This is a genomic window from Allobacillus saliphilus (genome assembly GCF_018138385.1).
Taxonomy (GTDB): domain Bacteria; phylum Bacillota; class Bacilli; order Bacillales; family Alkalibacillaceae; genus Allobacillus; species Allobacillus saliphilus.
The window spans coordinates 38272-64056 of record NZ_JAGSIE010000024.1 but is presented as its reverse complement, the minus strand read 5'-3'; the positions used below and the strand labels follow the sequence as shown (position 1 = coordinate 64056).

The window sequence follows — 25785 nt, the reverse complement described above, 5'->3', positions numbered from 1 at the left end:
TCACTATATCGTATAAAAAGAAATAGTGGGCAAGATCATCCGTCGATGACCTTGCCCACTAATCTTAGTATGTTTTGTTTTGCCGTTGAGAAAGTAGTCTGTAAAAAAGGGGACAAATCATTAAGATTTGTCCCCTTCGTGTTAAGATATAAGTACTTGTTTACAACTAAGTTTTTTAAGTAAAGAATACTTAATCACTAAAGTGTTGATTAAGATACCATGGATGAGATCTCAGAGATGATTGTCATAATTGAGAACCAACCAAATAAAAGTGTAGTTGCACCTGCAAAAAATACTGCTAAGAAATTACGGTTTTTGATTGAACGTAACGTACCAAAAATACATACAATTGCAACGAGTAGAAATATAATTGCCAATACCATTTTATAGTCCTCCTTGAATGCCATAGTTCCTATTGTTATGATAACATAGTCCATTAAGATAAAAATATACGTATTCACAAGCTAAAATCTATTTTATAAGAAAAAGACTATCCTGTCGAGTATTTTCACCAAAAATACACATATCAAGGAGGAGAAGATATGAATATCCAAATATTTCAACTGGGATTGTTAGGTACGAATTGTTATCTGTTAGAAAAAGATGGTGAAGCTCTTGTAATTGATCCAGGAGGGGACCCTGAAATCGTATTAAATACGATAGAAGAGAACAACCTCAAGTTACAAGCCATTCTTTTAACTCATGCACACTTTGATCACATCGGTGGGGTTGAGTCATTGCGCGAAGAAACAAATGCACCTGTATACATACATGAAGAAGAATCCTCATGGTTAACAGATCCATCTTTGAATGGTTCTGAGTTTTTTCAAGTCGGTACTATTTCGACGTCACAACCTGCAGATTATTCAATCAAACCAGGACAGCACAAAATTGGAAACTTTTCATTCGAGGCTTTTCATACACCAGGTCATTCACCAGGTAGTGTTTCTTTTTGGTTTAAAGATGATGCTGTCATATTTGCAGGGGACACGCTATTCAGCCAAGGGATCGGTAGAACGGATTTACCTTTCGGAGATCATGCGACATTGATTCAATCAATTACAGAGCATATTCTTTCACTACCAGAGAACACAACGGTATATCCGGGGCACGGACCTGCTACACAAGTTGGCGAAGAGAAGAGAACCAATTCATTTTTAATTTGAATCCAAACGGAGAACAAAAAAGAAGGCAACCGATTATTGGTCGGTTGCCTTCTTTTTTCATTTAGCAGATACAAATCTGCTTTCGTGCAAGTTAGTCTCTGTTTTCTTTGATTTAAGAAGCAAATCCAGGTTCTAAAAGGAAGGTTACATAGTATGTGAAACCTATCATAAAGACTGTTAAATAAGCACCAAAGATATACATATAAAGACGCTCAGATAGGTTTAAGTAACCAATTCCCAAGAAGAAGACCGTTTGTGCTAAGAATAATAGAGACATGTTGATCATGTCACCAACATAGAACATGACGGCGAATATACCCGTCCAAAATGCTATTCCGCGAAAAACGCGATCCATGTCTATTCCTCCTTCTCATAGGAACTCGTCAGACATATTATATACGAAGCAATGTTTATTGTAAATGAATAAATTATGACGGAAAAGCAAACTGGGCTGCCAGGATTCGAACCTGGGCATGACGAGACCAAAACCCGTTGCCTTACCGCTTGGCTACAGCCCAATTGATACAACACTATTCTGGCCGTATTGCTTCACTTTTATTCATCAATGTCGTATTTTTATATGTCGTTCCTCGTGGTGTTTCTACAGTTAATTGTACTCGATAAGTCGATGGAGATTCAAGTGTATAATGAGTCATTACATAACCAACGAGATATTCCAAAAGAACAGTTCCTTCAGTTTCTGAAGTTTGGTCAATAATATCTTGAAGATCATGCTGTGCAATCTGAATTAATTGTTGGATTTTCTGCTGTTCTTGAATTAATAATAAGTTCTCTGTCTGTATATGTTGTAAGCTAAGATGGTGTAGAAGAACCGTCGTAACGACTAACAAAATGGTTAACAAGTACACAAAAACAAAACCTTGTTCATTAGTGATCGATCGTTTTAATCGGAAATGAATAATATTTAGTATATGCATAGCCATGTTCCCTTTCACCATAGATCGAGAATGTGTGGTTACCAAATCTTCGTACCGAAAATTCGATTACATCACTTAGGATAACTTCATGTCCACTTTCGTTTCCCCGACGACGGATTTTATCAAAATACAATTCATAACGGTTAGTAACATCATTAGGTAAATGAAATTGTATGGCATGTTCTTCAATGGTTACAAACTGAGCTTCATTGAACTCTTTCATTAAATAGAAATGAAATTGTCTCCATTCGTAATCTTTTTTATAAGATGGACTCTCAATCTTTTGTACGGTAACCAATAGTGGAAGGATAAGAGATGAAAGCAACATAAGAATTGTCAAAGCAATCAAAGTGGACAGTAACGTGAATCCTTGATTATTCTTTGTATATAGGTACATAAAGACACATACTTTCTTCGTTGTTGCGTCGATCTATCCATGACAAACATCCAACTTGTTTATTCTCAAGATTTTCTGTATTCCAAGTGAAATAAAAACCATCAATTATCACTTTTTCATTTTGCACATTGCTGCCAATTGAACGGATTACCAACCGTGATATATGTTCTTCTGCAATCATCGCTTGCCGTATTGTTTCGGTATGGTTCATGGCATGGTGTATCACCGGTAAAATAAAAGTAGTAATGATCAGCAGACAACTAAACGCTAACAAAACATCTACTAAAAAATATCCTTTAGATGACCGTGTGATATGGACGCACATTAGCTTCGAGTTTTTCAACATGGAATTGTCCTTTTCCGAATGGGAATTTTAATTCATATATTTGCTCACCGAAATGGATAAAAAAAGTTCCTGGACTTGATAAATTTCCTCGGGTAGTAAATGTAAGAGGATTTTTAAAGTTATTGAGCTGAATACGTATGTCTTTACGATATTTCCTCTCTAGAAGAGGTTGATCTAAGGAAGCATGGCGAATGGTATACATATGATTAGATGGGTCGAAAAACAATTGGGGAATAATTTGGTACGTCATTGTGTATTGTTGCAAGTAAAAAAGATCATTTTCGAATGTTTCCAGGAATTGATCCATTGTTTGTTTAGTTGGTTTTTGGCTGTGAGCCAACAGGTAGAAGTGAGAGAGGATTAAAATAATGGATAATACAACGAGTATTTCAATTAGAGTAAAACCTTCTTGATTGGAGGCTTTAACTTCCACTGGAAGCCCCACTTACTTCTGTTACTTCACCTGTGGTTGTGTTAATGGATAAATGAGATCCATTTGGACATGCAGGTTGTTCAATATAAGCACCGTCGACCAGTTGATCAATAGTCGGGAATTTCTGATTTTCGAGTTTATATAATTGAACTTGTGAAGATACAATTTTCTTATATGCTTCGCAGCCCTTATCGTCTACGGTATCATTATGTTTTGTTAGATTAGGTACAGTAATTAAAATTAATACTGAAATAATTAGTAATACAATTAGCATTTCTATAAGCGTGAATCCTTTTTGATTAAATATATTTTTCATCATTAAGCTCCTTTTTATCGTTATAATTGGTTAATCATTTGAAACATAGGAAATAAGGTGAACGAATAGATCAAGACAATCATCAGTCCCAATATGATATAAACAACAGGCTGTATCATCATCATCACGCTTTTTAATTTTTCCTCCATCGAATCAATGGCAAGGTTTGTATAGTTCTGAAGGTCTTTCGCTAATGTACCTTGCTCAGTAGAGCGTTTGATCATCAATTTAAACTCTGACTCAATAAGAGGGAGATCTTTAAAAGCGTTGTATAAGGACATTCCTGTTTGCAGGTGATCGGTAAGCAATGAGGCGAAATATTGGATGGATGGCATATAGTCTTGCTGTTGAATAATCATTATAGCTTCTTTGATTGTTTTGCCGCTTTGTAATAGTGAAGCTAATTGATAGGATAGCTGTGCAGTAATGAGCATCTTAAAAATGCCGTGAAGAAGTGGAGTTTTTTCATACATTGCAATTTTTTGTTCGACTGTGGATTGTCGGTGAAATCTATAAAAAAGCAGCGCAGTAATTACACCACCAATTAGAAAAATAAGAAATAGTGTTTGCGTAACTTGTAGAATTAACTGGTAAGTTGGTAGTGAACCAACTGTTCCCATACTACGGAACGACCTTTCAAACATAGGTAATAAAAATGTATTTAGGGCTATTAACAGAATAATACATACAGTCAGGAGAAAAAGAGGATACCTAAGTAGTTTCTTAAGTTTTGTTTGAAATTCCAGTCTCATCGTCAGTAATCTGTTCAAATGAATGAGATGCCCACTTAAATTCCCGGATTCGTTAGAGAAAAACAGGAAAGATACAACAATCGGCTGGAAGTCATATAGTTTAAAACATTCTTTTAACGATGTGCCATTTTCTAACGAACCGACAAATTGTTTAGCAAGCTGTCCGAGCTGTGGATCATACGTTAGAAATTCCAATGCTTGCTTCATAGAATGGTCTCGTTCGAGCAATTTGGCCATCCGATTTAAAAAAGTCACTTGGGTGGTAAGGTTAAGCTTTTTGGTCTGATTCGATCTGAATAATCCCTTCAGCATGAGCCTTCCTCCTTATTCGATCGAGTGAAAGGAATTCTTTAGAATTGTTTGGTGAGATTCCATTAATTGCACGTTCGAGAGCCTGACCTGAGAGTAATTCAGCTATAGCAGATCTTGAGGAATGATTTACTTCTTTATAGGTCGGTGATAACTCAACAAGTTGCTGAGCAACAATACCAATAATTGATTCGTGTAAATCACTCGAAGGAATGCCCATCTGTTTTAACCTAGTTAAGGTACCGAATGTATTCCTTGCATGAATCGTGGATAAAACGAGGTGACCAGTGAGGGCTGCTCGTATCGCAAATTTTGCTGTTTTATCATCTCTGATTTCACCGACCATAATAATGTCCGGATCATGTCGCAAGGCTGCTTTCAAGCCAACATCATAATCAAATCCTGATTTTTCATTCACTTGAACTTGCAAAATCTTTTCTACGGATTGCTCAATCGGATCTTCTAACGTAATCGATTGATACCCATATTCCTTCGTTGCTTGTTTTAGTAAAGCATACATTGTCGAGGACTTACCGCTACCTGTTGGGCCTGTGAATAATATGATGCCTGATGAGCTTTTCAACCATTTCATTAGTTGTCGAGCTTGTTTTGAAAAAACAAAAAGTTCTTCAATGTTCGGTTCATATTGCTCTGGTAGCACACGAATAGCTAAACTTTCTGTGTCTTTCAGAGGAAGAGTGGATAAGCGTAAGAAATAAGTGTTATCTTTTACTTGTGAAGAGAGTGTGCCATCTTGAGGTAAACGATTCTCTGCAATGTCCATCCCTGATCGAAACTTATAGTAACTTAATAATGATTGATATTGTTTGCGAGGAATCTTTTTATAGAACCAGCGATAGCCATTAATGCGAAAATAAATATGACATTCATTTGGTCCAGGAGAGAAGTGAATGTCTGTTGCTAAATACGTTGTAGCGTCCGTTAGTATAGTATTGGATAACACTTCAGGTTGCTTCAATAATGACAACCTCCTTATGAAAGGATGATAAATATGAAGTCAATTGCTCTCATTGGGTTTATGGGATCGGGTAAAACAACGATTGGTCAGATATTAGGAAAAGAATTAACTTATCCTGTAATTGACGTAGATGAACAGATTGAGAAAAAAACCAATATGACAATCAAAAAAATATTCGAAACAAAAGGAGAAAATTGGTTCCGAGAGAAAGAGGGAGAGGAACTCAATAAATGGGTTGATCAAAATGTGATTGTAAGTACAGGTGGCGGAATTATAACGAAAGAGCAAAATCGAAATCAATTAAAAGAACAGTTCAATACAATATGGCTACGAACATCTTTTGAAGAGATTATGAAGCGGTTAGCAGGAGAACAGGACACGAGGCCACTTTGGCGAAAGCCGGTGAAAGAAAGAAGACAGCTGTTTTTAGACCGAGAGAGCTTGTACAAACAAGTTGCTCACTACATCATTTCGACAGATGGTCGATCACAAGACGAAATAGCTCAAGAGATTATCAATCTATTACAGTTATACAAAACGGAAAAATAAAAGTCAAAAGGAGATAATGAGCTTATCTCCTTAAGTACTTCTTATTATGATGCTTAATATTAACAAAATCTACAATAAAACGAAGGTAATCACATTATCACTTTTTAAGAAATTAATTCTTTCGACATTTGCTCAGATACATAAAAGTAACCTAAATTAATCCATTCTAAATCTACTTGTGGATACAATCGTTCAAATATTTGATCCTTTGCGTGTTGATGTTCCGCATCGTCTTTTTCGTCATCTATGATCAATTTTTTCAGCATATCCATTTCACGTTCATAAAGTCGATGGGATTTATTCACAAAGTGCGTTGATTTTTGTTTGATGCGTTGTTGAAGCTCTTCGGTCACTCGCTCAACAGCTCGTTCGGTAGAAATAATCGTCGGTAAAGTGAAACAAAAATTTGGAACAGATGAAACAAAGTTTTTGTGTTCAATCTCATCCATCATTTGAAAGCGCATTGTTCCATCGATTAACCGAATGCCCACACTCACCAGCTCATCTTTGGAAAGAAAACCACGGTATTTTACACGTATATTGCATATTAACCATGGGTGCAGTGGCGTTTTCGTTGTACTGTTGGACTGGCAACCTTCATAAAGAACGGTATATGCACCTTCTCTTTGAATAATGTGGAAGATTTGGTCCAGCCGAGGAGAACCAAAATGAATCCATTCACCTTTTTGTTGATCTCTTTTTTCTTCATCTGTAATGAAAGTGACACTCATTGTTTCGCCGACTTTACCGAGTTTCTTTACATACTGCCAATAAAAAGGTCGATTCATCAATTGCTCATCTAGTTGTTCCGTTAATTTAACCGTTAAAATACCGTCCGATTTTTCTACAATGGATGCTTGTCTTGATGTAAAGAACTCTATTAAAAATGGTTGAATATCAGCTTGTTTCATTAATAGCCTTCCTTTCAGATTGATGCGATTTAGCCACTTCAATTAAATTATCTAGTTTGATGGATGCTTCTTGATCACTTGCAGACTCAGATAGAATTTCTTTCATTTCATCTTCAAAATTACCTACCCCGATATCGCTTAAAATTTGATCGAGCTCTCCAACGACACCTTCGAATAAATCGAGCTTATCATAAAGAAGATTGAGTATTTTTTCATCCACTGTGTTTTTAAGAATCATATAAAATATTTGGACGTTTCTCGTTTGACCGTATCGATGAATTCTTCCGATCCGTTGTTCTAATTTCATCGGATTCCAAGGAAGGTCATAGTGAATCATGTTTCGACAATGTTGTAGATTAAGACCTTCTGCTCCTGCATCTGTTGTAATTAATACATCGGCTTTCGTCTCAAACAAATGCAGCATCCATTGTTTTTTGCTTTTCCGAAAATCACCGTTATAAGTAACAGCTAATAAACCGTGTTGATGAAGTAACCATTGTAAATATATTTGCGTAGCTTTATATTCAGTGAAAATAATGCATTTCTCACCGAGCTCTTTTACAAAGTTCATCATTTGAATCGCTTTTGCATGTTGAGGAAGCTCTTTTAATTCATTAATACGATCAATCGCATGCTGCGTTTGATTTTTTGCTAACATTTGAAAGCAAGCTTCCCTACTCGAACAAAATCCTCTCTTCATCGTTAATTGTGTCAATGCATGATTGGATTGTTCATTATCAATCGAGTTGTAAAATGCTTGTTCTTCATCAGAAAATTGAGCGTATATTGTTTCAATGTTTCGTTCAGTCCACTGGTTTTGGGTTTCTTTACGTAAGTTTCTCACCATTGATGTTTGTATTAATTGCTTCATTGCTTCTTGTGTTTCGGGATCTTTTTTTAATTGCTGTTTAAACGCCTTTTTCTCACCCAATAGACCGGGTCTTACAATTTGAACTAAGTTATAGATTTCGTCCAACTTATTTTGTATAGGTGTCGCTGTCAGTAATAAACAATAAGTTGCTTTAATCTTTTTGACGAATTGATAATTTTTCGTTTGACTATTTTTTAAACGATGGGCCTCGTCAACAATTAACATGTCATAATCTTGTTGGAGAATCTCTTCCTGATGAGGTGATTTTTTCGCCAAATCAATAGAAGTCACTACAACTTCATATAACGTCCAATCGTAGGAACGGTGCTTGGCCCTTGCGGGAATATAAAACTTTTGATTCATTTCTTGTTCCCATTGACGAATTAACGAAGAAGGCGTCAGGATCAATACTTTCTTTACAAGACCTTTAATCATTAATTCTTTTAGGATCAAGCCAGCTTCTATTGTTTTACCAAGTCCAACTTCATCAGCTAATATAGCACGCCCGTGCATTTCATGAAGGACTTTCTCAGCAGCTTCTTTTTGGTGTGGCATCGGTTGTAGTTCAGGCAAGAAAGAAAGGGATGCAAGTCGTTCACCCTGGGTGCTTTTCATCTTTGTAATTTGACAGGCTTGCTTGAATGTCCGCCAATCACAACTTGTCTGTTCCTTTAGTTCTTGACACTCTGACACGAGATGTTGATTGATTTGAACTTTCATGCCAAACAATTCCTCCTTTTCTGACGAGTTCTTAAAATCGCTTACAGTCAAATGATTATTATGGTATAATATAAATAAAGAATCCTAAGAGTAGTATGTGCAAAAAATAGAATATCAACACGCGAATGATTATAAGGGGAGAGACTGGGATAGCCAGCGCCGACGGAGCAAGTAGGAATACGAATCTCTCAGGCAAAAAGACCCTTGTATGACGCACCTCTGGAGAGAGTCTAAATCGATAGACCACCAAAGATGTAAGCAGTGATTGATTTCTGTGAAACTTTCAGGTGACAGGACAGAGAGAATTCCGAATGCTTTTATTTGGTATTCTCTTTTTTTATGTTTAATGGAGGAGGGGACTTATGAGTGAGTTAAAGCAAACACCTTTATATTCGGTCTATAAGGAATATGGAGGAAAAACAATTGATTTTGGGGGATGGGCATTACCTGTCCAATTTGCGGGAATTAAAGAAGAACATCACACAACTCGAGAGAAAGCTGGTTTATTTGATGTTTCTCACATGGGTGAAATCGCTGTAAAAGGAGAAAACAGCGAAAGCTTTTTACAAAAGATGGTCACCAACAATGTGTCTAAGATCAAAATCGGTCAAGCACAGTATACGTTTATGTGCAATGAGCATGGTGGTGTCATTGATGATTTCCTTATATACAAACTGGATGAAAATGATTACTTACTCGTAGTGAATGCTGCAAATACCGAAAAAGATTTTAATTGGTTAAAGCGACACCAAACGAATGGGGTCGACGTTGAAGATGTATCTCCACAATATGCACAACTTGCACTTCAAGGCCCGAAAGCTGAACAAATCTTACAAAAGCTAACAGATTCTAATTTGAAAGAAATTAAGTTTTTCCGATTTGATGCTTCCGTGGAATTTCACGGAATTGAAGGTAAAGCGATTGTTTCTAGAACGGGCTACACAGGTGAAGATGGTTTCGAAATTTATTTGCAATCATCTTCTGTTGCCGCTCTTTGGAAAGCGATTCTCGAAGCTGGTGAGGAAGAAGGAATTCAACCTGTTGGTTTGGGAGCTCGTGATACACTTCGCTTTGAAGCAGGACTTGCACTATACGGTCAGGATCTCTCTGAAGAAATTACGCCTATTGAAGCAGGTTTAGGTTTTGCAGTAAAGATTGACAAAGAAGCCGATTTTATCGGAAAAGAAGCCTTAACCGAGCAAAAAACGAACGGCTCTTCTCGAAAACTTGTCGGATTTGAGATGCTTGATAAAGGGATTCCTAGACATGGGTATGAAGTTTTAAAAAACGAGAATGTCATTGGTCATGTGACTTCAGGTACACAGTCACCGACACTCGGCAAAAATTTAGGTACGGCGCTCATTCCAAGTGATCTTGCGAATGAAGGAGAAGAAATCGACATTCAAGTCCGCAAAAAAACGTTAAAAGCAAAAATTATACCTACTCCATTTTATAAACGAAAGTAAGAGGTGATTGATCTATGCAACATCGTTATATTCCTATGACAGAAACAGATAAAAAGGAAATGCTAGATACAGTTGGCGTTACATCAACCGATGAGCTATTCGCTGACATACCTGAAAAAGTTCGCTTTCGTGGCGAATTGAATGTGAAACCAGCCAAAGACGAACATGAGTTAACGAAAGAACTGACACAACTTGCAGCTAAAAACGTAAATACAAAATCGCATGTATCGTTCTTGGGAGCGGGTGTGTATGATCACTACATGCCGTCCGTTGTCGATCACATGATATCCCGTTCTGAGTTTTATACAGCTTATACGCCTTATCAACCAGAAATCTCACAAGGTGAGCTTCAAGCTATTTTTGAATTTCAAACGATGATTTGTGAATTGACTGGCATGGACGTTGCAAATTCATCCATGTATGACGGAGGAACTGCGCTTGCTGAGGCGGTGAATTTGAGTGCAGGTCAAACGAAAAGAAGCAAAGTATTAGTCTCTAAAGCGATTCATCCTGAGTCCATGGATGTCATTAAAACATACACAGCCGGACCGAATGTAGAAGTTGTAGAAATTGACGTCAAAGATGGGTTGACTGATTTAGATCATTTAAAAGCTGAGTTGGATGATAACACGGCAAGTGTTGTCGTTCAATATCCAAACTTTTATGGACAAATGGAGCCGTTAAAAGAGGTCCAGGAATTGGTTGGCGAACAGAAAAAGACGATGACGATTGTATCGAGCAACCCACTTGCTCTAGGCTATCTAACTCCACCAGGAGAATTTGGAGTTGATATTGTTGTTGGTGATACACAAGTGTTTGGTATTCCAGCACAGTTTGGCGGACCGCACTGTGGATACTTTGCGACGAACAAAAAACTAATGCGTAAAGTACCAGGTCGTCTAGTTGGTCAAACTGTTGATGATGATGGACGCCGGGGCTTTGTTTTAACGTTACAAGCACGTGAGCAACATATTCGCCGTGATAAAGCCACATCCAATATTTGTTCGAACCAAGCGTTAAACGCACTGGCAACATCCGTATTTCTCAGTGTGATTGGTAAGCGTGGAATTCAGGAAATGGCGACAAAAAATATGAAAAAAGCCCGTTATGCTAAAAAAGCATTGGAAGATGCAGGGTTTGAAGTGTTATACAGTAACCGTTTCTTCAATGAGTTTGTCGTAAAACTGGACCAAGACGTAAACCATGTGAATAATCAATTAATTGATAAAGGCTTCATCGGAGGCTTTGACCTAGGTAAAGTAGATGAATCGTTAAAGAACCATATGTTAATTGCTGTCACAGAAATACGAACGAAAGAAGAGATCGATCAATTTGTTAAAGAATTGGGTGATATCCATGGCTAAAGAAAAAGACTTTCCGTTGATTTTTGAAATGAGTAAAGAAGGACGAAAAGGATATCAATTACCTGAACTAGATGTTCCGGATGTAGATTTGGATGCAGATTTTGAGGATGAGTATATCCGTAAAGAAGCTCCAGAATTACCTGAAGTGAGTGAACTACAAATCGTTCGTCACTATACAGCACTATCAAAAAGAAACCACGGAATTGATTCAGGGTTTTATCCATTGGGCTCTTGTACGATGAAATATAACCCGAAAGTCAACGAAGAGATCGTTCGCTTGCCTGGTTTCAGTTTTGTACATCCGTATCAAGCCGAAGAGACTGCTCAAGGAGCAATGGAATTGATGTACGACTTGCAAACTTCATTGGAAAACATTACAGGTATGCACCAATTTACCCTACAATCAGCAGCAGGTGCTCAAGGGGAATGGGCTGGATTGATGATGATTCGTGCTTATCATGAGTCCAACGGGGACACAGAGCGTACGGAAGTCATCGTTCCTGACTCTGCACACGGTACAAACCCAGCATCCGCAGCGGTAGCTGGTTTTAAAGCGGTCACTGTAAAAACAAATGAGCGCGGTCTTGTTGATTTAGACGATTTAAAGCGGGTCGTCAGCGAGAAAACAGCAGCACTAATGTTGACGAATCCAAATACGCTCGGCTTATTTGAAGAAGAAATTATTGAAATGGCTGAAGTCGTACACGGAGCTGGCGGACGCTTATATTATGATGGAGCGAATTTAAATGCCATTATGGGATATGCAAGACCAGGTGATATGGGCTTTGACGTTGTGCATTTAAACTTACACAAAACGTTCACTGGTCCTCACGGCGGTGGGGGTCCTGGTTCAGGGCCAGTAGGTGTTACCGAAGAGATGGCAAAATTTTTGCCAAAACCTGTATTGACGAAGAAAGACAATCAATACACTTTTGATTACAACCGTCCAGACTCCATTGGACGCATTAAACCTTATTATGGAAACTTTGGTATTAACGTACGTGCATATACGTATATCCGTTCGATGGGACCTGATGGTTTGAAGCAAGTTAGTGAAAATGCCGTATTGAACGCAAACTATATGATGCGCCGCTTACAGGGAGAATTTGAATTACCATTCGAACAACATTGTAAGCACGAATTCGTTATATCTGGTAAGAAACAGAAAAAAATGGGTGTTCGTACACTGGACATAGCGAAACGTCTACTTGATTTTGGGTTTCACCCACCAACCATTTACTTCCCACTTAATGTGGAGGAAGCTATGATGATTGAACCGACAGAAACGGAATCAAAAGAAACCTTGGATGAGTTTATCGATGCATTGATCTCAATTTCCAACGAAGCAAAAGAAGAACCTGAAATCGTCCAAGATGCACCTCATACGACGGTAGTTAGTCGAATGGATGAGACATTGGCAGCAAGAAAACCTGTTTTGAAGTACGAAAAAGAATAATGAATGAACGTAACCCGAACGAAGCAATAATCATTGCACGTTCGGGTTTTCTTTTATCTTTGATGGCAATCCGAATTGTGTCGAACAAGTAATCGTTTATGTCTATGTGAAAAGGGAAGAAAATGATTGTAGAGCAATAAAAGAAGGAGGTTTCGTTTATGAGCAAGACGATATTCATTACAGGTGCAGGAAGCGGCTTAGGTAGAGGAACCGCAATTGGCTTAGCAAAAAAAGGTCACCAAGTGATTGCAACGACAGAAACAACTTCACAAAAAACGGACCTACTCCGTGAGGCAAATGATAACAAATTATCAATCGAAGTTTTTAAATTAGATATTACGAATGAAATCGATTTAAATCAGATTAATCGATATGATTTTGATGTATTTGTTGCTAATGCAGCGATTAATGAACGTGGTCCATTGGCTGAAGTCCCTATGGAACGTTTCCGTCAAATTTTTGAAATCAACGTATTCGCAACTTTAAAATCAGTCCAATTCGCAGCAAAACAATTTGTTGGTAAGAAAAGAGGAAAAATTTTATTTATGAGTTCGATTGCCGGGATTCTTGGAGCTCCGTATGGCGGACCTTATGCTGCAACAAAGCATGCGATTGAAGCAATGGCGTCTAGCTTATCAAAAGAGTTAAAGCCTTTTAACGTGCAAGTAGGCACGATTAATCCAGGTCCATTTAATACCGGCTTTAATGATCGGGCTGCAGAAGAACAATGGAAATGGTTCGATCCAGAAACTAACTTTAGTGATGCAGAAGATATGAAGGAGAAAGAAGAAGGTTTAAATAACCAATTCGATCCGAAAGAAATGATTGATAAAATGATTGAAGTGATTCCCCAAGATCATCATAAATATCGAACTGCTTTCCCACAAGAAACCGAAGACAAAATGAAAGAAATGCAACAAGAGAGATGGGAAGCTGAACTCTAAACAAAAAAGTGTCAGCCAGGGTTTTTGTCCTCGGCTGACATCTTTTTATTTAATATCCTTTTTTCTTCGTTTTTACTTTACCTGTCCACTTACTGAATCCGCCTTTTAGTTGATTCAGATCTTCATAACCTCTTTTGTGCAAAAGGCTTGCTGCACGATTTGAACGTGAACTTCTTTGGCAATATAAATAGACGGGTTTATCTTTACGAATCTCATTCAACCGTTGTTTCATTTGTGTCATAGGAATATTGCGAGCGCCAAGAATATGTCCTCTTTCAAATTCTTGTGGTTCTCGGACATCAATTAATTGTGCTTTACGATATCCCTCGATAAATTGATCTTCCGTTAATGTTTTCAAATAACGTTGACGTCGTATATTTTGAATGACAACGAATACAATCAATATCGCTGCGATGACTAAGATTGTAAATAAAATATCCAATTGAATTCCCCTCTTTTCTTTTCTCTACTGTATATTATAAATAGATTTTATATAAGATTCAAAGGTATATCATGAATTTTTTTAAATGGCTTAAACCCAATGGGTAAACATTTTTTTATTATATCGAATCAAAATGTTTCGAACACCATATATAGTGGTAATATTGATATTAAAGAACTATATATGGAAAAATGTATTGCTTTTTTGTAACTGGTTTGGTATGGTGAAAACAATATAATAATAGCAGAAATCGATGATCTTTGTCGAATTCTTGGATGAAGGAGTGTAACGGATGCAAAGTTTAAAAGAAAAAACCGCTACATTGGATATTGAACAATTAAATGAAGATATTAAACAATTCACACAGGTACATCCAATTACATCGGATATGAAAACGACACATCAAGGTGTATCCCGTCTAGTCATGTTAGATCGATATGCTTTTAAAGACACGGAGAAAAAAACATTGAAAGTGGGCGATTTTGTCGTCCTAACCATTAAAGAAGATCCGAAATTCCCTGCCAGAGGAACTGGATTCATTACAGAGATTAATAAAAATAACAATCAGGCTACTGTACAGGTTGAGAAAGAATTTTTACACGTTCTCGAAAAAGAAGAAGAGCGAGAAAGCGGCAAAATTGTTCGTCCATTAAGTACGATTGATAAACCACTTGAAGTTTTTTATGAACAAATTGCTTTGAGAAACGCGACGGGACTTGCTGAAGTAGAGACCAACCCTAATAAAAAGCAAGAATGGTTTAAGAAATTTTATCATGAGCTTTCTAATTTGAACTTTATTCCTGCTGGTCGTGTTTTATACGGTGCAGGTTCAAATACAGATGTAACGTACTTCAATTGCTACGTCATGCCATTCGTAAAAGACTCACGTGAAGGGATTAGCGACCACCGTAAACAAGTGATGGAAATTATGTCACGTGGAGGTGGTGTCGGAACAAATGGATCGACTCTTCGACCTCGTAACGCACTAGCAAGAGGTGTAAATGGAAAATCTTCAGGTTCCGTATCTTGGCTGGATGATATTGCTAAACTAACACATTTGGTCGAGCAAGGTGGTTCTAGACGCGGTGCGCAAATGATTATGTTAAATGATTGGCATCCAGACATTATTGAATTCATTATCTCTAAAATGCAAAATCCGAGAATTCTAAGATATCTTATTGAGAATATTGAAGATGAAACCATCCAGCAAATGGCCAAAGACAAGCTTAAATTCACACCGCTGAATGAAACAGAAGCACAAATGTATCAAGGTGTTGTCAATTATAAGCACATTCCCGGTCAGGGAGGTTTTTCTGACCAAAACATAAAAGATGCCGAAGAAAAGCTTCGTGACGGAGGAACTTACAGTGTACACCACCCGGAATTTTTGACCGGAGCCAATATTTCAGTTTGTATAACGGATGAATTTATGGAAGCTGTCGAGCAGGATGATGTGTATGAATTAAGATTTCCAGATGTTGAAAATTATACAGACTCAGAAATGGATTATTACAATGACAATTGGCATGAAGTTGGAGATGTTCGTGAATGGGAAAAGCAAGGTTTCGGGGTACGTACGTACAAAACGATAAAAGCTAACGATTTATGGAATCTAATTAATATTTGTGCGACTTATTCTGCAGAACCAGGAATCTTCTTTATCGATAATGCGAATAAGGAAACAAATGCTACTGCTTATGGTCAAAAAGTAGTCGCCACGAATCCGTGTTTCCATCCATCTACACGAATCTCTACAGAATTCGGATTAATAACGATTGAAGATTTATATAAAAAAGTAGGCGGGCAATCATTTCTGACAGCGACAGACAATCGTTTGATAGAACAGGCAAAGGTTGTCAATGGACGGGAATACGAAGCATCAGGCATTGCACACCGTAAAGCTATTGTGTTTCCAACCGGAGAAAAACAAACATTAAAAGTTCTCTTAAAAAATGGCATGGAGTTGAACGTCACGCCTGACCATCGAATATATACCGACCAAGGATGGAAAGAAGCACAGGAATTAACGAAAGAAGATCTTGTCTATATTCAATCCGGCGAAGGGGGATTCGCTGAAACAGATGAGATTGGTGAAAGAACTGGATTATTCCTTGGGTGGTTAACTGGCGATGGATGGCTTTCAAAGGATAACCGTGTTGGACTTGTTTTTGGTAAAGACGATCAAGAAATCATTCCTGAAATACTTGATATCGGACGTGAATTAAGTGGTTTCACACCAAAAGTGATGGAGAGGCAAAACGGTACTTTCCAAGTAAGCTATAACCGAAAGGCTTTCACAGAGAAAATGAAAGCGCTAGGAATGAAAGCATGCCGGGCTCACGAAAAAAGAGTTCCAGAAGCGATTTTCACCGCTTCCAAATCAACGGTAACGAATTACTTACGCGGACTATTCTGTGCGGATGGTACAGTTTATACAAAGGATAAAAACCATCGCACGGTTCGTTTGACTTCTTCGTCTAAGGAATTATTACAAGACGCGCAATTACTTTTATTAAATTATGGAATCCATAGTAAAATCTATTTCCGTAAAAAGAATAATCAAACACAATTCCGTTATGTAACAAAAAATAATGAAGAAAAAGTTTATGAGAGCAAACCATTCTATGAACTAATAATTTCAGGAAACAACTTGTCATTGTTTAAAAAAGAAATTGGTTTCAAACACATTCAACGAAAAGAAGATTTGTTAGCAGTTGTCCCTAAATCCTCTCGTAAAAACGAAAAATTCATTACAACAGTTAATCGAATTGAGGATGGCGAGTTAGTTACTGTCTACGATATTACAGAACCAGAGACTCATTCATTAATTGCGAATGGGGTTGTTGTTCACAATTGTGGAGAGCAACCACTAGCACCTTATTCCGTCTGTAACTTGGCAGCAGTCAATCTTGCAGCAATTGCTGACAAGCAACAAGCGAAACCTGACTTTGAAAAGTTGAAAGAAACTGTAAAAGTCGGTGTCCGTATGCAAGATAATGTCATTGACTCAACGCCGTATTTTCTTGAAGACAATAGAGTACAAGCTTTAGGGGAAAGAAGAATTGGCTTAGGCGTCATGGGGCTACACGATCTCTTGATTTACTGTGAAACTGAATATGGTTCCGAGGAAGGCAATCAATTAGTCGATGAGATTTTTGAAACGATTGCTACGACTGCCTACCGTGAATCAATTGAACTGGCTAAAGAAAAAGGAAGCTTCCCATTCTTAGTCGGAGAAACTGAAGAAGAAACGAAAGAACTTAGACAGCGATTTATTAATACAGGATATATGCAGAAGATGCCTAAAGATATTCGCGAAGGTGTCTTACAATATGGAATTAGAAATTCGCACTTATTAACAGTTGCGCCAACCGGATCCACAGGAACGATGGTCGGTGTGTCAACAGGATTGGAGCCATATTTCTCCTTCACTTACTATCGAAGTGGACGACTCGGTAAATTTATCGAAGTTAAAGCGGATATCGTGAATGAATATTTAGAACTTCACCCAGAGCAAGATCCAGATAACCTTCCGAGATGGTTTGTTACAGCAATGAGTCTATCGCCAGAAGCACATGCTGATACACAATGTGTTATTCAACGGTGGGTAGACAGCTCTATTTCAAAAACGGTCAATGCGCCTAAAGGATACCGTGTTGATCAAGTAGAACAAGTATACAGACGACTTTATAAGGGCGGTGCAAAAGGTGGTACGGTTTATGTAGACGGTAGTCGAGATAGCCAAGTATTAACCTTGAAAGCCGAAGAAAATGATTTCTCTGAGCAGACAGAATTGTTCGAGGAAGAAGAAAAGAAAGTTGTTCTTGTCGACACTGTTAAGGAATTGGAAAAGACGAATATGAACATCGGTTCTGAAATCGGTGATACTTGTCCGGTTTGTCGTAAAGGAAGTATAGAAGACGTCGGCGGATGTAATACTTGTACAAACTGTGGTGCACAGTTGAAGTGTGGATTGTAAGAAATAACAAAAAGATGATCTCGTTATTCAGGCGGGATCATCTTTTTTAAGTTTTTCATCTTATTTAGGTAGCTAGATATCCAAATAAACCCCCAGATTTTGATTTCAATAATCCAAATCTGGGGGGTTATATTTAATCATAGATGTTTGTCGTGAAACGAATTTTATTTTTTATTGCCTTCGATTACACGTAAATTTGGTTGATTACCCGATTTCTTTCTTATTCGTGGCATGCGTTGTAGTTTCGGTTGGCCACTCGTCTTCGCATTCATATTTGGCTTAACTTTAGAGCCTGACTTTCCGTACATTTGCTTTGATTGTTTCAGTGCCTTTTTATAACCACTACTCACATTGCTTCTTCTGCGAATTAAGAAGAAATAGAGTAGAAATCCAATCACAACTGCAGCGCCGACCATCATCAACATGTTGCGCATAAAGCCACCAGGATTCATAATCAATTGACCTACTAATCCAATTACAGCTAGAATGGCAATCCCATAAGCTATCCATTTACCCCACTTCATGACTAGGCACTCCTTTCGGTCCGAACTTTATTTATCATCATTATACCACTTTTAGATATCTATATACTTATTTCCATAGTATGATTTTCCCTAATTTGTCCAAATTAAAACCGAGGTGATTTGATGACTGAGGAGAATTATCCAAGAAAAAACCAAAATTTACTGGTTAAAAGCTTGGTAACGGGTTTTGTGGGCGCATTACTATGGGGAGCAATGAGTTCGGTTGGTTATTTTATGTCATTTTCAACCGTATCACATGCGAGTTTTATTCTACGTTCATTTTTCTCAGGTAGTTGGACAGAAGGGATGACCGGCGAACTGATCAGCCTCTTTATTCTTGGCTTATTAGGTACAATACCGGCAATTATTTATTATTATTTCTTTAAAAAGTTTGCACGAGTCATTCATGGTGTAATCTATGGATTGATATTATGGGCAATCTTTTTCATTGTTCTTAATCCTTATTTTTCTTATGTTCCAAATTTTAATGAATTAGAGATGGATACGATAACGGCAACAGTTTGCCAATTTGTTATGTACGGTGTTTTTGTCGCCTATACAATTGCCTTTGACGCCAATGGTGAACGAATTACTTTTCAAGAATAAGGTGCCAATAATCGGATGAATAACATGCCTGCACATTTTATGATAAACTAAATTTATTGTAGAAAAAAAGGGGAATAGGCATGGAAAAGATTCTACTTCTCAATGGACCGAACTTAAATATGCTTGGAAAAAGAAATCCTCAAGTGTATGGCACGGTTGATTTGGATTCGATTGAAAAACATGTGCGTGAGTTGTTAGCTGAGCACAATGTTTCGTTGGTGAGTTTTCAATCAAATCATGAAGGTGAACTCATTGACGCGCTTCATGAGGCGAATGGTCAATATGGAGGGATCATCTTTAATCCTGGTGCTTATGCACACACAAGCATTGCAATTAGAGATGCTGTGGAGGCCATTGCGACACCTGTCGTGGAAGTGCATATTTCGAATATTTATGCGAGAGAATCTTTTCGACAACATTCGTATCTATCTCCTGTCGTCTCCGGACAAATTACTGGTTTCGGTATTGATGGATACTTAATGGCTGCTTATTCATTCTTGAACAAACAATCATAAAGGGGAGAAAATCATGGAGAAACTACATAAGCTCAGACAAATCATGAAAGAAGAAAATGTTGATGGTATGTTGATTACAAATGGACAGAACAGACGTTATATGACCGGATTTACAGGAACTGCCGGTGTCGTACTAGTAACTGAAAATGATGCTGTTTTCATTACTGATTTTCGTTATACAGTGCAAGCGAAGGATCAAGTAAAGGGCTTTACGATTGTAGAACATAAAGGTCCAGTTCACCTTGAAGTAGCTTCACAAGTTGATCAACTTGGAATCAAACAATTAGGATTTGAAAAACAAAATCTGACTTACGCAATTTTTGAACAGTATCAAAAAGAATTAACGTGTGAATTTGTTCCGGTTAATGGTCTAGTAGAGAGATTACGTATTATTAAATCTGAAGAAGAGCTTGCCATTATGAAAGAAGCTGGAAAAATTGCAGATGCTGCTTTTGAACATATTCAAGGTTTTATTAAACCAGGCGTCAAAGAAATTGATGTGTCGAATGAATTGGAATTCTTTATGAGAAAGCAAGGAGCGACATCCTCATCTTTTGACATCATTGTTGCTTCGGGTTACCGAGGAGCTTTACCGCATGGAGTTGCTTCGGATAAAGAGATTCAAACAGGAGAGTTAGTAACGCTTGATTTTGGTGCGTTGTATAAAGGTTATTGCTCAGATATTACACGTACGGTAGCTGTTGGTGAGGTTAGTGATCAATTAAAAGAGATTTATGACACGGTTTTGCAAGCGCAACTCAAAGGAATGGAAGGAACTAAAGCGGGTATTACTGGTAGAGAAGCAGACGCACTTACTCGTGATTACATCGAAGAAAAAGGATATGGTTCTTATTTCGGCCATTCAACAGGTCACGGTTTAGGTATGGATGTACACGAATCTCCAAGCTTATCATTGAAGTCAGATACCGAGTTGAAGCCGGGCATGGTAGTAACAATCGAGCCAGGTATTTACGTTCCTAATGTCGGCGGTTGCCGTATTGAGGATGACCTTGTTATTACCGAAAATGGCAATGAACCATTGAACTTTTCAACAAAAGAATTAATTACTCTGTAAATCAGAGTAGAGGAGGAATATAAATGATCTCAGTAAACGACTTTAAAACAGGACAAACGATAGAATTAGATGGCTCCATTTGGCAAGTTCTTGAATTTCAACACGTAAAGCCAGGTAAAGGTGCAGCGTTCGTTCGCTCAAAATTAAAAAATCTTGAAAACGGAAATACACAAGAAAAAACATTTCGAGCAGGAGAAAAGGTGAATACAGCACATCTGGACCGTCGTCCAATGCAATATTTATATGCATCAGATAACAACCATACATTTATGGATACAGAAACGTATGAGCAACTGGATATTCCAGGAGATATAATCGAAGAAGAACTAAATTTCATGAAGGAAAATAGCCAAGTTACCGTTATGATTTATGACGGAAAAACATTAGGTATCGAATTACCGAAAAACGTAGAGCTTGAAGTTATTGAAACTGAACCAGGAATTAAAGGAGATACAGCCAGTGGCGGAACAAAGCCTGCCAAATTGGAAACAGGATATTCCGTACAAGTACCTTTCTTTGTGAACAAAGGAGACCGATTGATCATCAGTACGAGCGAAGGTAAATATGTATCGAGAGCTCACTAAAATTTGATTTCAACATATGCCTGTTATGAAAGTTGAATGTTAACTTTCATAGCAGGTTTTTTTATATTCAAAATGATGATATCAATTCAATTAGCAATTCTAGGATCCCTTTATTTATAAGATCATTCCTCACAAAAGTTTTTTCCAATCCTCTTTAAACTATCTTACCAAATACTCAAATATTATACTTCGCTTAATAGATTTCAAACGCATAACTGAAACAGAGGACTCATAGAATGAGATAAGACAAGCAAGGGGGAAGTCTTTTGGAAGAGATATTTAACGTATTGCCACCATATATTGCAAGTAAAATTAAAGAATCTGTTTCAGAAAAAGATTTGAAAGAATTAGAAGAAATTCGACTTCGCGTACATCGGCCGACTGAAGTCGTTTTAACGTCCAAATCGATTGTTATTCGTTCCATTCAGCTTACACAAGAGGAGTCGAAAAGATTTTTAGCTCGAATCAGTCAACATTCTGTATACCGCTTAGAAGAAGAGTTGAAAAAAGGATTCATTACGTTGCAAGGTGGTCACCGGATTGGACTGAGTGGTTCAGTGAATGTTCAGGATGGTTCAGTTAAGGCCATTAGTCATGTTTCATCTTTTAATATCCGGGTGGCGAAAGCAGTCATCGGTTCAGCTCAAATGATCAGCCCCTTGATTATGGACAACCAATCGAACGTGTTGAATACGTTAATCGTCGGTCCGCCAAAAACAGGTAAAACGACTATCTTACGGGATATCATCAGACAAATAAGCGATGCTGAGAATGGTTTTCGTCATCATCGAGTCGGATTAATCGATGAACGAAATGAAATTGCAGCGACGCTAAACGGCATTCCGCAACATCCTGTTGGGAATCGAACGGATGTTATGTCTGATTGTCCTAAGGCAGAAGGAATCTTAATGATGATTCGATCGATGTCACCAGAAGTGATTGTTGTCGATGAAATCGGCCATGAAAAAGACACACGCGGTCTGCTTGAAGCAATCTATGCAGGAGTTAAGTTAATTTGCACTGTTCACGGAGATTCAATAGAGGACGTACAGAAACGCCCTTCTATTCAAACATTGATTCGTGAAAGAGCGATCGAACGCTTTGTTTTTCTAGATCGACTGTCGACTCCAGGTACAGTCAAAAGTGTATATGACCATCGATTTGAAGAAATCAAAAGAGACAAGAGGATAAGGAGTGTACAGCATGAAATGGATCGGCATGCTGCTCATCCTGTTCACGTGCACGTGGGTAGGGCTAGATAAATCAAATAAATATAAAGGTAGAACGAATCAACTACGAGAGTTCATTCAAGCGTTGCAACTAATGGAGGCAGAAATGACTTTTGGAAAGTTGCCAATACAATCAGTGTTTCAGTTACTTTCTGAACAACTGAGTCAGCCGGTCAGCAAGTTTTTCGATGATCTAAATAAACGACTTTTACACGTTGATGAGTCACTTCAAGAAGTCTGGGAGGAGTCACTCCAAAGTCATTCCCACCGATTGGCGCTTACAAAAAAAGATCTTCATGTATTGAAGCAATTTGGGAATACGTTAGGTTTGCATGATCTAGTACAACAAAAGAAACAAATTGAGTTAGCATCGATTCATTTACACAAACAGTTGAATGAGTCTGTTGAAGAGGAGAAACGCTTTGCGAATATGAGTCGAACATTGGGCTTGCTGACTGGCGTTTTGATTGTATTGGTTTTGATATAGGAGAGGAGGGATGAATCGATGCAAGATATTTATATTTTGTTTCAAGTGGCAGGTGTTGGCATTATTGTCGCGATCATTCATACCGTTCTGAAACAAATGGGTAAGGAAGATATTGCTCACTGGGCAACGTTAATTGGGTTTATTATCGTCTTAGTTATCGTCATCGATTACTTATCCCGTTTGTTCAATCAAATTAAATCCGTCTTTATCTTACAAATGATCTTGTAAAGGAACGGTATACATGGGGTCAATTTTACAGCTTTTCGTTATCATCATGGTTGCAGCAATGTTGGTCATCATCGTACGCGAACAAAATGAGTCTATTAGTTTTTTGCTCGTTTTGCTCCTTGGCATTTTTGTCTTTCTGTTTGTGCTAAAACAAGTCGAACAACTCTTCAATTTATTTCAGTCCATTGTCTCTAAATTCGATGTATCACTGCTTCATTTAGATACGATGATCAAAGTAATCGGCGTGGCATATTTAACCGAATTTATCTCACAACTTTTAAAAGATGCTCAGTTGAATTCAGTCGCCGTCAAGGTTGAAATTGTTGGCAAACTTTTCATATTGTTGCTTGCTTTACCCATTTTCATCTCAGTTCTTGAAACATTGATGTCATTTATCCCGCAATAAGAAGGAGTTTAGATCGATGCGGTTTTTCGTCGCTTTCTCTGTCGTTGTCTTTATGCTCTTCGTTTTTATTCCTGTATATACAACTGCGGAGGGACAGCAAACGGACTTGGAACTGAATGAGCAATGGATTGATACTGGTGAGATGCAAGTCTATTGGCAGGATGCACTCAGACAATACCGTGAATTCATACCATTTTCAGCAGAGGAACATTGGTTAGATGCTGTAAAGGATGGTTCAATTTTTTCAATTAAAGATTGGGTTAACGGTTTTCTATTATTTTTTTTAGAAGAATGGCGAACGAATGGCAAGTTGATCGGCATGCTTTTTTTACTCTCTTTATTGAGTGTTTTTTTGAAAATTCTTGTCGGTTCATTTGAAAATAGTTCAGTCAGTAAAATTAGTTACTTAGTAATCTTTGGAGTTTTATTGACAATAGCAATTTCCAGCTTTTATAAAGCCGTTAATTACACGACGGAAACAATTGAGTCCTTAAGTCATTTCATGTTTGCCTTATTGCCGCTCATGCTAAGTTTAATGGCTTCATTCGGAAATATAGCGACGGTTGCTTTTTTCCAACCATTAATTCTTTTGTTTACACAAGTTTCGGGCGTGTTGATCAGTAAATTGGTATTGCCATTACTATTCATTTCAGCCATTTTACATATTGCTAGTTTCATTAATGAAGAGTTTAACGTTTCACGGCTGGCTGATTTATTTAAATATGTTGCATTCGTCATAATGGGTGCATTTTTAACGCTATTTGTCTCACTCATGTCTTTGCAAGGTGTAAATGCGGCTGTAACTGATGGTGTTGCCATTAGAGCTGCCAAGTATGTAACGAGTAATTTTATTCCAGTCATCGGTCGGATGTTCACGGATGCTACGGATACCGTGTTATCCGCTTCCATATTACTAAAAAATTCAATTGGCATAGCAGGTGTCATCATCATCCTATTAATTACTTTATTCCCAGTCATTAAAGTGCTTGTTATTGGATTGATTTTTAAAGTGACCTCTGCAGTCCTTCAGCCAATTGCTGATGGTCCAGTCGTCGATTTAATCGATGTGATGGGGAGATATATTCTTTATATTCTAGTAGCTCTATTACTAATGTCACTTATGTTTTTCTTTGCGATTGTCATGTTGATAATCGTCAGTAACATGACACTGATGATCCGATAAGGGGGAATGGCGATGTCATTTTTGATGAACTGGGTTTCACAAATTGTTTTATTCATATTCTTGGCGACAATCGTCTCCTTATTGATTCCAAAAAATTCGCATGAAAAAGTGATAAAGCTCGTATTTGGGTTAATTGTATTTCTATTATTTCTTCATCCTTTAAAGATGATATTTCAAGTAAATCCTGATCAAATCATCTCTCAAATTCAGTTGGAGCAATTCATGCAAGGAGAAGATGCAATAAAAGAAGAGATTTCTGATAAAAAAATAGAAATACAAGCCTCTACTGATGCATATATATTAGAACAGCTAGAAAAGCAAGTAGAAAATACGGTAGGTGAGGAGTTGATGGCTACATATGGTGTGAATATTCAAGACATTTCTATCCAAATGCAAGAAAGTACATCCGAAGAAGAACCGCAAATGGATGAAATAACATTTAAGCTTGAAGAACAGCAACAAGATATGGTCGAACCAGTTAAAACGATATCAATCCCTGCTAATAACCATACAGACCGGAGAGATCGTGATATAGAAATCGCAAAGTCGATTTCTTCATTATTAGATCTTCCTCTTCAGGCAATTGAAATTGAATGGGAAGGAGGATGAT

The 25785-nt window shown here is 37.6% G+C and carries 30 protein-coding genes, 1 tRNA gene and 1 riboswitch; of the genes, 17 read left to right on the top strand and 14 right to left on the bottom strand.

The features are described from left to right. Positions 1-209: 209 nt before the first annotated feature. Entirely contained in the window at positions 210-383 is a 174-nt protein-coding gene (locus tag KC820_RS08650) for a DUF2759 domain-containing protein (protein WP_144087453.1), read from the bottom strand. Positions 384-542: 159 nt separating this feature from the next. On the opposite strand from KC820_RS08650, the gene KC820_RS08645 reads away from it, so the two are divergent. After that, entirely contained in the window at positions 543-1166 is a 624-nt protein-coding gene (locus KC820_RS08645; protein WP_212370266.1) for an MBL fold metallo-hydrolase, read from the top strand. Positions 1167-1278: 112 nt separating this feature from the next. Here the strand turns inward: KC820_RS08645 and KC820_RS08640 are convergent, their stop codons facing one another. The 9 genes from KC820_RS08640 to comGA form a co-directional block, all read right to left on the bottom strand. Next, positions 1279-1521 (bottom strand): DUF2626 domain-containing protein, encoded by a 243-nt coding sequence (locus KC820_RS08640; protein ID WP_144158441.1) that lies wholly within the window; start codon positions 1519-1521, stop codon positions 1279-1281. A 91-nt stretch (positions 1522-1612) separates the two neighbouring features. Then, positions 1613-1684 (bottom strand) — tRNA-Gln (locus tag KC820_RS08635). Between the two features lie 12 nt (positions 1685-1696). Continuing rightward, on the bottom strand, positions 1697-2029 hold the full coding sequence (locus KC820_RS08630; RefSeq protein ID WP_212370264.1) for a hypothetical protein: 333 nt from the start codon (positions 2027-2029) through the stop codon (positions 1697-1699). Between the two features lie 25 nt (positions 2030-2054). Beyond that, a complete protein-coding gene (locus KC820_RS08625) occupies positions 2055-2501 on the bottom strand; it encodes a ComGF family competence protein (RefSeq protein ID WP_212370262.1) in 447 nt (148 codons plus the stop codon). Beyond that, positions 2479-2682, bottom strand: a complete 204-nt coding sequence (locus KC820_RS08620; RefSeq protein ID WP_212370260.1) for a hypothetical protein — start codon at positions 2680-2682, stop codon at positions 2479-2481. Before KC820_RS08620 ends, KC820_RS08625 begins: the two co-directional genes overlap by 23 nt. Positions 2683-2797: 115 nt before the next feature. Beyond that, positions 2798-3280, bottom strand: a complete 483-nt coding sequence (gene comGD, locus KC820_RS08615) for a competence type IV pilus minor pilin ComGD (protein WP_212370258.1) — start codon at positions 3278-3280, stop codon at positions 2798-2800. Then, a complete protein-coding gene (gene comGC, locus KC820_RS08610; RefSeq protein WP_144087447.1) occupies positions 3270-3596 on the bottom strand; it encodes a competence type IV pilus major pilin ComGC in 327 nt (108 codons plus the stop codon). Before comGC ends, comGD begins: the two co-directional genes overlap by 11 nt. Positions 3597-3616: 20 nt before the next feature. Beyond that, on the bottom strand, positions 3617-4660 hold the full coding sequence (locus tag KC820_RS08605; RefSeq protein ID WP_144087446.1) for a type II secretion system F family protein: 1044 nt from the start codon (positions 4658-4660) through the stop codon (positions 3617-3619). After that, positions 4617-5636 (bottom strand): competence type IV pilus ATPase ComGA, encoded by a 1020-nt coding sequence (gene comGA / locus KC820_RS08600; protein WP_144087445.1) that lies wholly within the window; start codon positions 5634-5636, stop codon positions 4617-4619. Before comGA ends, KC820_RS08605 begins: the two co-directional genes overlap by 44 nt. A gap of 33 nt (positions 5637-5669) precedes the next feature. Here comGA and KC820_RS08595 point away from each other — a divergent pair, with 33 nt between their 5' ends. Beyond that, positions 5670-6185: a shikimate kinase gene (locus KC820_RS08595; protein WP_212370257.1), complete on the top strand. Its 516-nt coding sequence runs from the start codon at positions 5670-5672 to the stop codon at positions 6183-6185. Between the two features lie 104 nt (positions 6186-6289). On the opposite strand, the gene KC820_RS08590 is transcribed toward KC820_RS08595, so the two are convergent. Together KC820_RS08590 and KC820_RS08585 are read right to left on the bottom strand one after the other, a co-directional pair. Then, positions 6290-7096 (bottom strand): YqhG family protein, encoded by an 807-nt coding sequence (locus KC820_RS08590; RefSeq protein ID WP_212370255.1) that lies wholly within the window; start codon positions 7094-7096, stop codon positions 6290-6292. Next, the gene (locus KC820_RS08585) at positions 7083-8687 is read right to left on the bottom strand and encodes a DEAD/DEAH box helicase (protein ID WP_212370253.1); all 1605 of its coding nucleotides are present in this window, start codon (positions 8685-8687) and stop codon (positions 7083-7085) included. The genes KC820_RS08590 and KC820_RS08585 overlap by 14 nt, the downstream gene beginning before the upstream one ends. A gap of 125 nt (positions 8688-8812) precedes the next feature. Next, positions 8813-8901: riboswitch (glycine riboswitch) on the top strand. A gap of 148 nt (positions 8902-9049) precedes the next feature. On the opposite strand from KC820_RS08585, the gene gcvT reads away from it, so the two are divergent. From gcvT to KC820_RS08565, 4 genes are all read left to right on the top strand, one after another. Beyond that, a complete protein-coding gene (gene gcvT, locus KC820_RS08580) occupies positions 9050-10153 on the top strand; it encodes a glycine cleavage system aminomethyltransferase GcvT (protein ID WP_212370251.1) in 1104 nt (367 codons plus the stop codon). Positions 10154-10167: 14 nt separating this feature from the next. Next, positions 10168-11517 carry an aminomethyl-transferring glycine dehydrogenase subunit GcvPA gene (gcvPA, locus tag KC820_RS08575; protein WP_212370249.1) on the top strand — a complete coding sequence of 450 codons (1350 nt, stop codon included), beginning with the start codon at positions 10168-10170 and terminating at the stop codon, positions 11515-11517. Further along, the gene (gcvPB, locus tag KC820_RS08570) at positions 11510-12973 is read left to right on the top strand and encodes an aminomethyl-transferring glycine dehydrogenase subunit GcvPB (RefSeq protein WP_212370247.1); all 1464 of its coding nucleotides are present in this window, start codon (positions 11510-11512) and stop codon (positions 12971-12973) included. The genes gcvPA and gcvPB overlap by 8 nt, the downstream gene beginning before the upstream one ends. Positions 12974-13131: 158 nt before the next feature. After that, positions 13132-13917: an SDR family oxidoreductase gene (locus tag KC820_RS08565; RefSeq protein ID WP_212370246.1), complete on the top strand. Its 786-nt coding sequence runs from the start codon at positions 13132-13134 to the stop codon at positions 13915-13917. A gap of 49 nt (positions 13918-13966) precedes the next feature. Here the strand turns inward: KC820_RS08565 and KC820_RS08560 are convergent, their stop codons facing one another. After that, positions 13967-14332 (bottom strand): rhodanese-like domain-containing protein, encoded by a 366-nt coding sequence (locus KC820_RS08560; RefSeq protein WP_377862721.1) that lies wholly within the window; start codon positions 14330-14332, stop codon positions 13967-13969. Between the two features lie 319 nt (positions 14333-14651). Between KC820_RS08560 and KC820_RS08555 the strand changes: the two genes are divergently transcribed. Continuing rightward, positions 14652-18338 (top strand): vitamin B12-dependent ribonucleotide reductase, encoded by a 3687-nt coding sequence (locus KC820_RS08555; protein WP_212370242.1) that lies wholly within the window; start codon positions 14652-14654, stop codon positions 18336-18338. A 164-nt stretch (positions 18339-18502) separates the two neighbouring features. Here KC820_RS08555 and KC820_RS08550 read toward each other — a convergent pair whose 3' ends face one another. Further along, positions 18503-18862 (bottom strand): SA1362 family protein, encoded by a 360-nt coding sequence (locus tag KC820_RS08550; RefSeq protein ID WP_212370240.1) that lies wholly within the window; start codon positions 18860-18862, stop codon positions 18503-18505. A gap of 123 nt (positions 18863-18985) precedes the next feature. Between KC820_RS08550 and KC820_RS08545 the strand changes: the two genes are divergently transcribed. From KC820_RS08545 to spoIIIAF, 10 genes are all read left to right on the top strand, one after another. After that, the gene (locus KC820_RS08545; protein ID WP_212370239.1) at positions 18986-19468 is read left to right on the top strand and encodes a YqhR family membrane protein; all 483 of its coding nucleotides are present in this window, start codon (positions 18986-18988) and stop codon (positions 19466-19468) included. An 80-nt stretch (positions 19469-19548) separates the two neighbouring features. Then, on the top strand, positions 19549-19983 hold the full coding sequence (aroQ, locus tag KC820_RS08540) for a type II 3-dehydroquinate dehydratase (protein ID WP_212370238.1): 435 nt from the start codon (positions 19549-19551) through the stop codon (positions 19981-19983). A gap of 13 nt (positions 19984-19996) precedes the next feature. Further along, positions 19997-21058: a M24 family metallopeptidase gene (locus KC820_RS08535; RefSeq protein ID WP_144087432.1), complete on the top strand. Its 1062-nt coding sequence runs from the start codon at positions 19997-19999 to the stop codon at positions 21056-21058. A gap of 23 nt (positions 21059-21081) precedes the next feature. Next, positions 21082-21642, top strand: coding sequence for an elongation factor P (gene efp, locus KC820_RS08530; RefSeq protein ID WP_144087431.1), 561 nt, complete (start codon positions 21082-21084; stop codon positions 21640-21642). A 266-nt stretch (positions 21643-21908) separates the two neighbouring features. Further along, positions 21909-22904, top strand: coding sequence for a stage III sporulation protein AA (spoIIIAA, locus tag KC820_RS08525; protein ID WP_212370237.1), 996 nt, complete (start codon positions 21909-21911; stop codon positions 22902-22904). Then, the gene (gene spoIIIAB, locus KC820_RS08520) at positions 22846-23358 is read left to right on the top strand and encodes a stage III sporulation protein SpoIIIAB (protein ID WP_212370236.1); all 513 of its coding nucleotides are present in this window, start codon (positions 22846-22848) and stop codon (positions 23356-23358) included. Before spoIIIAA ends, spoIIIAB begins: the two co-directional genes overlap by 59 nt. 18 nt (positions 23359-23376) lie before the next feature. Then, positions 23377-23586 (top strand): stage III sporulation protein AC, encoded by a 210-nt coding sequence (gene spoIIIAC, locus KC820_RS08515; protein WP_144087428.1) that lies wholly within the window; start codon positions 23377-23379, stop codon positions 23584-23586. A gap of 13 nt (positions 23587-23599) precedes the next feature. Beyond that, a complete protein-coding gene (gene spoIIIAD, locus KC820_RS08510; protein WP_212370235.1) occupies positions 23600-23992 on the top strand; it encodes a stage III sporulation protein AD in 393 nt (130 codons plus the stop codon). Positions 23993-24008: 16 nt separating this feature from the next. Next, positions 24009-25175 carry a stage III sporulation protein AE gene (gene spoIIIAE / locus KC820_RS08505; RefSeq protein ID WP_212370234.1) on the top strand — a complete coding sequence of 389 codons (1167 nt, stop codon included), beginning with the start codon at positions 24009-24011 and terminating at the stop codon, positions 25173-25175. A 12-nt stretch (positions 25176-25187) separates the two neighbouring features. Further along, on the top strand, positions 25188-25784 hold the full coding sequence (spoIIIAF, locus tag KC820_RS08500; protein WP_186279499.1) for a stage III sporulation protein AF: 597 nt from the start codon (positions 25188-25190) through the stop codon (positions 25782-25784). The last annotated feature ends 1 nt before the right edge of the window (position 25785 follow it).

Excerpts from the sequence above, each read along its gene's own strand:
- spoIIIAD (WP_212370235.1), top strand. The coding sequence starts at position 23,600 with ATGGGGTCAATTTTACAGCTTTTCGTTATCATCATGGTTGCAGCAATG.
- KC820_RS08605 (WP_144087446.1), bottom strand. The coding sequence starts at position 4,660 with ATGCTGAAGGGATTATTCAGATCGAATCAGACCAAAAAGCTTAACCTT.
- KC820_RS08565 (WP_212370246.1), top strand. The coding sequence starts at position 13,132 with ATGAGCAAGACGATATTCATTACAGGTGCAGGAAGCGGCTTAGGTAGA.
- KC820_RS08645 (WP_212370266.1), top strand. The coding sequence starts at position 543 with ATGAATATCCAAATATTTCAACTGGGATTGTTAGGTACGAATTGTTAT.
- gcvT (WP_212370251.1), top strand. The coding sequence starts at position 9,050 with ATGAGTGAGTTAAAGCAAACACCTTTATATTCGGTCTATAAGGAATAT.
- comGC (WP_144087447.1), bottom strand. The coding sequence starts at position 3,596 with ATGAAAAATATATTTAATCAAAAAGGATTCACGCTTATAGAAATGCTA.
- spoIIIAF (WP_186279499.1), top strand. The coding sequence starts at position 25,188 with ATGTCATTTTTGATGAACTGGGTTTCACAAATTGTTTTATTCATATTC.
- KC820_RS08595 (WP_212370257.1), top strand. The coding sequence starts at position 5,670 with ATGAAGTCAATTGCTCTCATTGGGTTTATGGGATCGGGTAAAACAACG.
- KC820_RS08590 (WP_212370255.1), bottom strand. The coding sequence starts at position 7,096 with ATGAAACAAGCTGATATTCAACCATTTTTAATAGAGTTCTTTACATCA.
- aroQ (WP_212370238.1), top strand. The coding sequence starts at position 19,549 with ATGGAAAAGATTCTACTTCTCAATGGACCGAACTTAAATATGCTTGGA.
- KC820_RS08640 (WP_144158441.1), bottom strand. The coding sequence starts at position 1,521 with ATGGATCGCGTTTTTCGCGGAATAGCATTTTGGACGGGTATATTCGCC.
- KC820_RS08625 (WP_212370262.1), bottom strand. The coding sequence starts at position 2,501 with ATGTACCTATATACAAAGAATAATCAAGGATTCACGTTACTGTCCACT.
- KC820_RS08620 (WP_212370260.1), bottom strand. The coding sequence starts at position 2,682 with ATGATTGCAGAAGAACATATATCACGGTTGGTAATCCGTTCAATTGGC.
- spoIIIAB (WP_212370236.1), top strand. The coding sequence starts at position 22,846 with ATGAAATGGATCGGCATGCTGCTCATCCTGTTCACGTGCACGTGGGTA.
- KC820_RS08650 (WP_144087453.1), bottom strand. The coding sequence starts at position 383 with ATGGTATTGGCAATTATATTTCTACTCGTTGCAATTGTATGTATTTTT.
- gcvPB (WP_212370247.1), top strand. The coding sequence starts at position 11,510 with ATGGCTAAAGAAAAAGACTTTCCGTTGATTTTTGAAATGAGTAAAGAA.
- KC820_RS08585 (WP_212370253.1), bottom strand. The coding sequence starts at position 8,687 with ATGAAAGTTCAAATCAATCAACATCTCGTGTCAGAGTGTCAAGAACTA.
- efp (WP_144087431.1), top strand. The coding sequence starts at position 21,082 with ATGATCTCAGTAAACGACTTTAAAACAGGACAAACGATAGAATTAGAT.
- KC820_RS08550 (WP_212370240.1), bottom strand. The coding sequence starts at position 18,862 with ATGAAGTGGGGTAAATGGATAGCTTATGGGATTGCCATTCTAGCTGTA.
- spoIIIAC (WP_144087428.1), top strand. The coding sequence starts at position 23,377 with ATGCAAGATATTTATATTTTGTTTCAAGTGGCAGGTGTTGGCATTATT.
- KC820_RS08535 (WP_144087432.1), top strand. The coding sequence starts at position 19,997 with ATGGAGAAACTACATAAGCTCAGACAAATCATGAAAGAAGAAAATGTT.
- KC820_RS08545 (WP_212370239.1), top strand. The coding sequence starts at position 18,986 with ATGACTGAGGAGAATTATCCAAGAAAAAACCAAAATTTACTGGTTAAA.
- spoIIIAE (WP_212370234.1), top strand. The coding sequence starts at position 24,009 with ATGCGGTTTTTCGTCGCTTTCTCTGTCGTTGTCTTTATGCTCTTCGTT.
- KC820_RS08555 (WP_212370242.1), top strand. The coding sequence starts at position 14,652 with ATGCAAAGTTTAAAAGAAAAAACCGCTACATTGGATATTGAACAATTA.
- gcvPA (WP_212370249.1), top strand. The coding sequence starts at position 10,168 with ATGCAACATCGTTATATTCCTATGACAGAAACAGATAAAAAGGAAATG.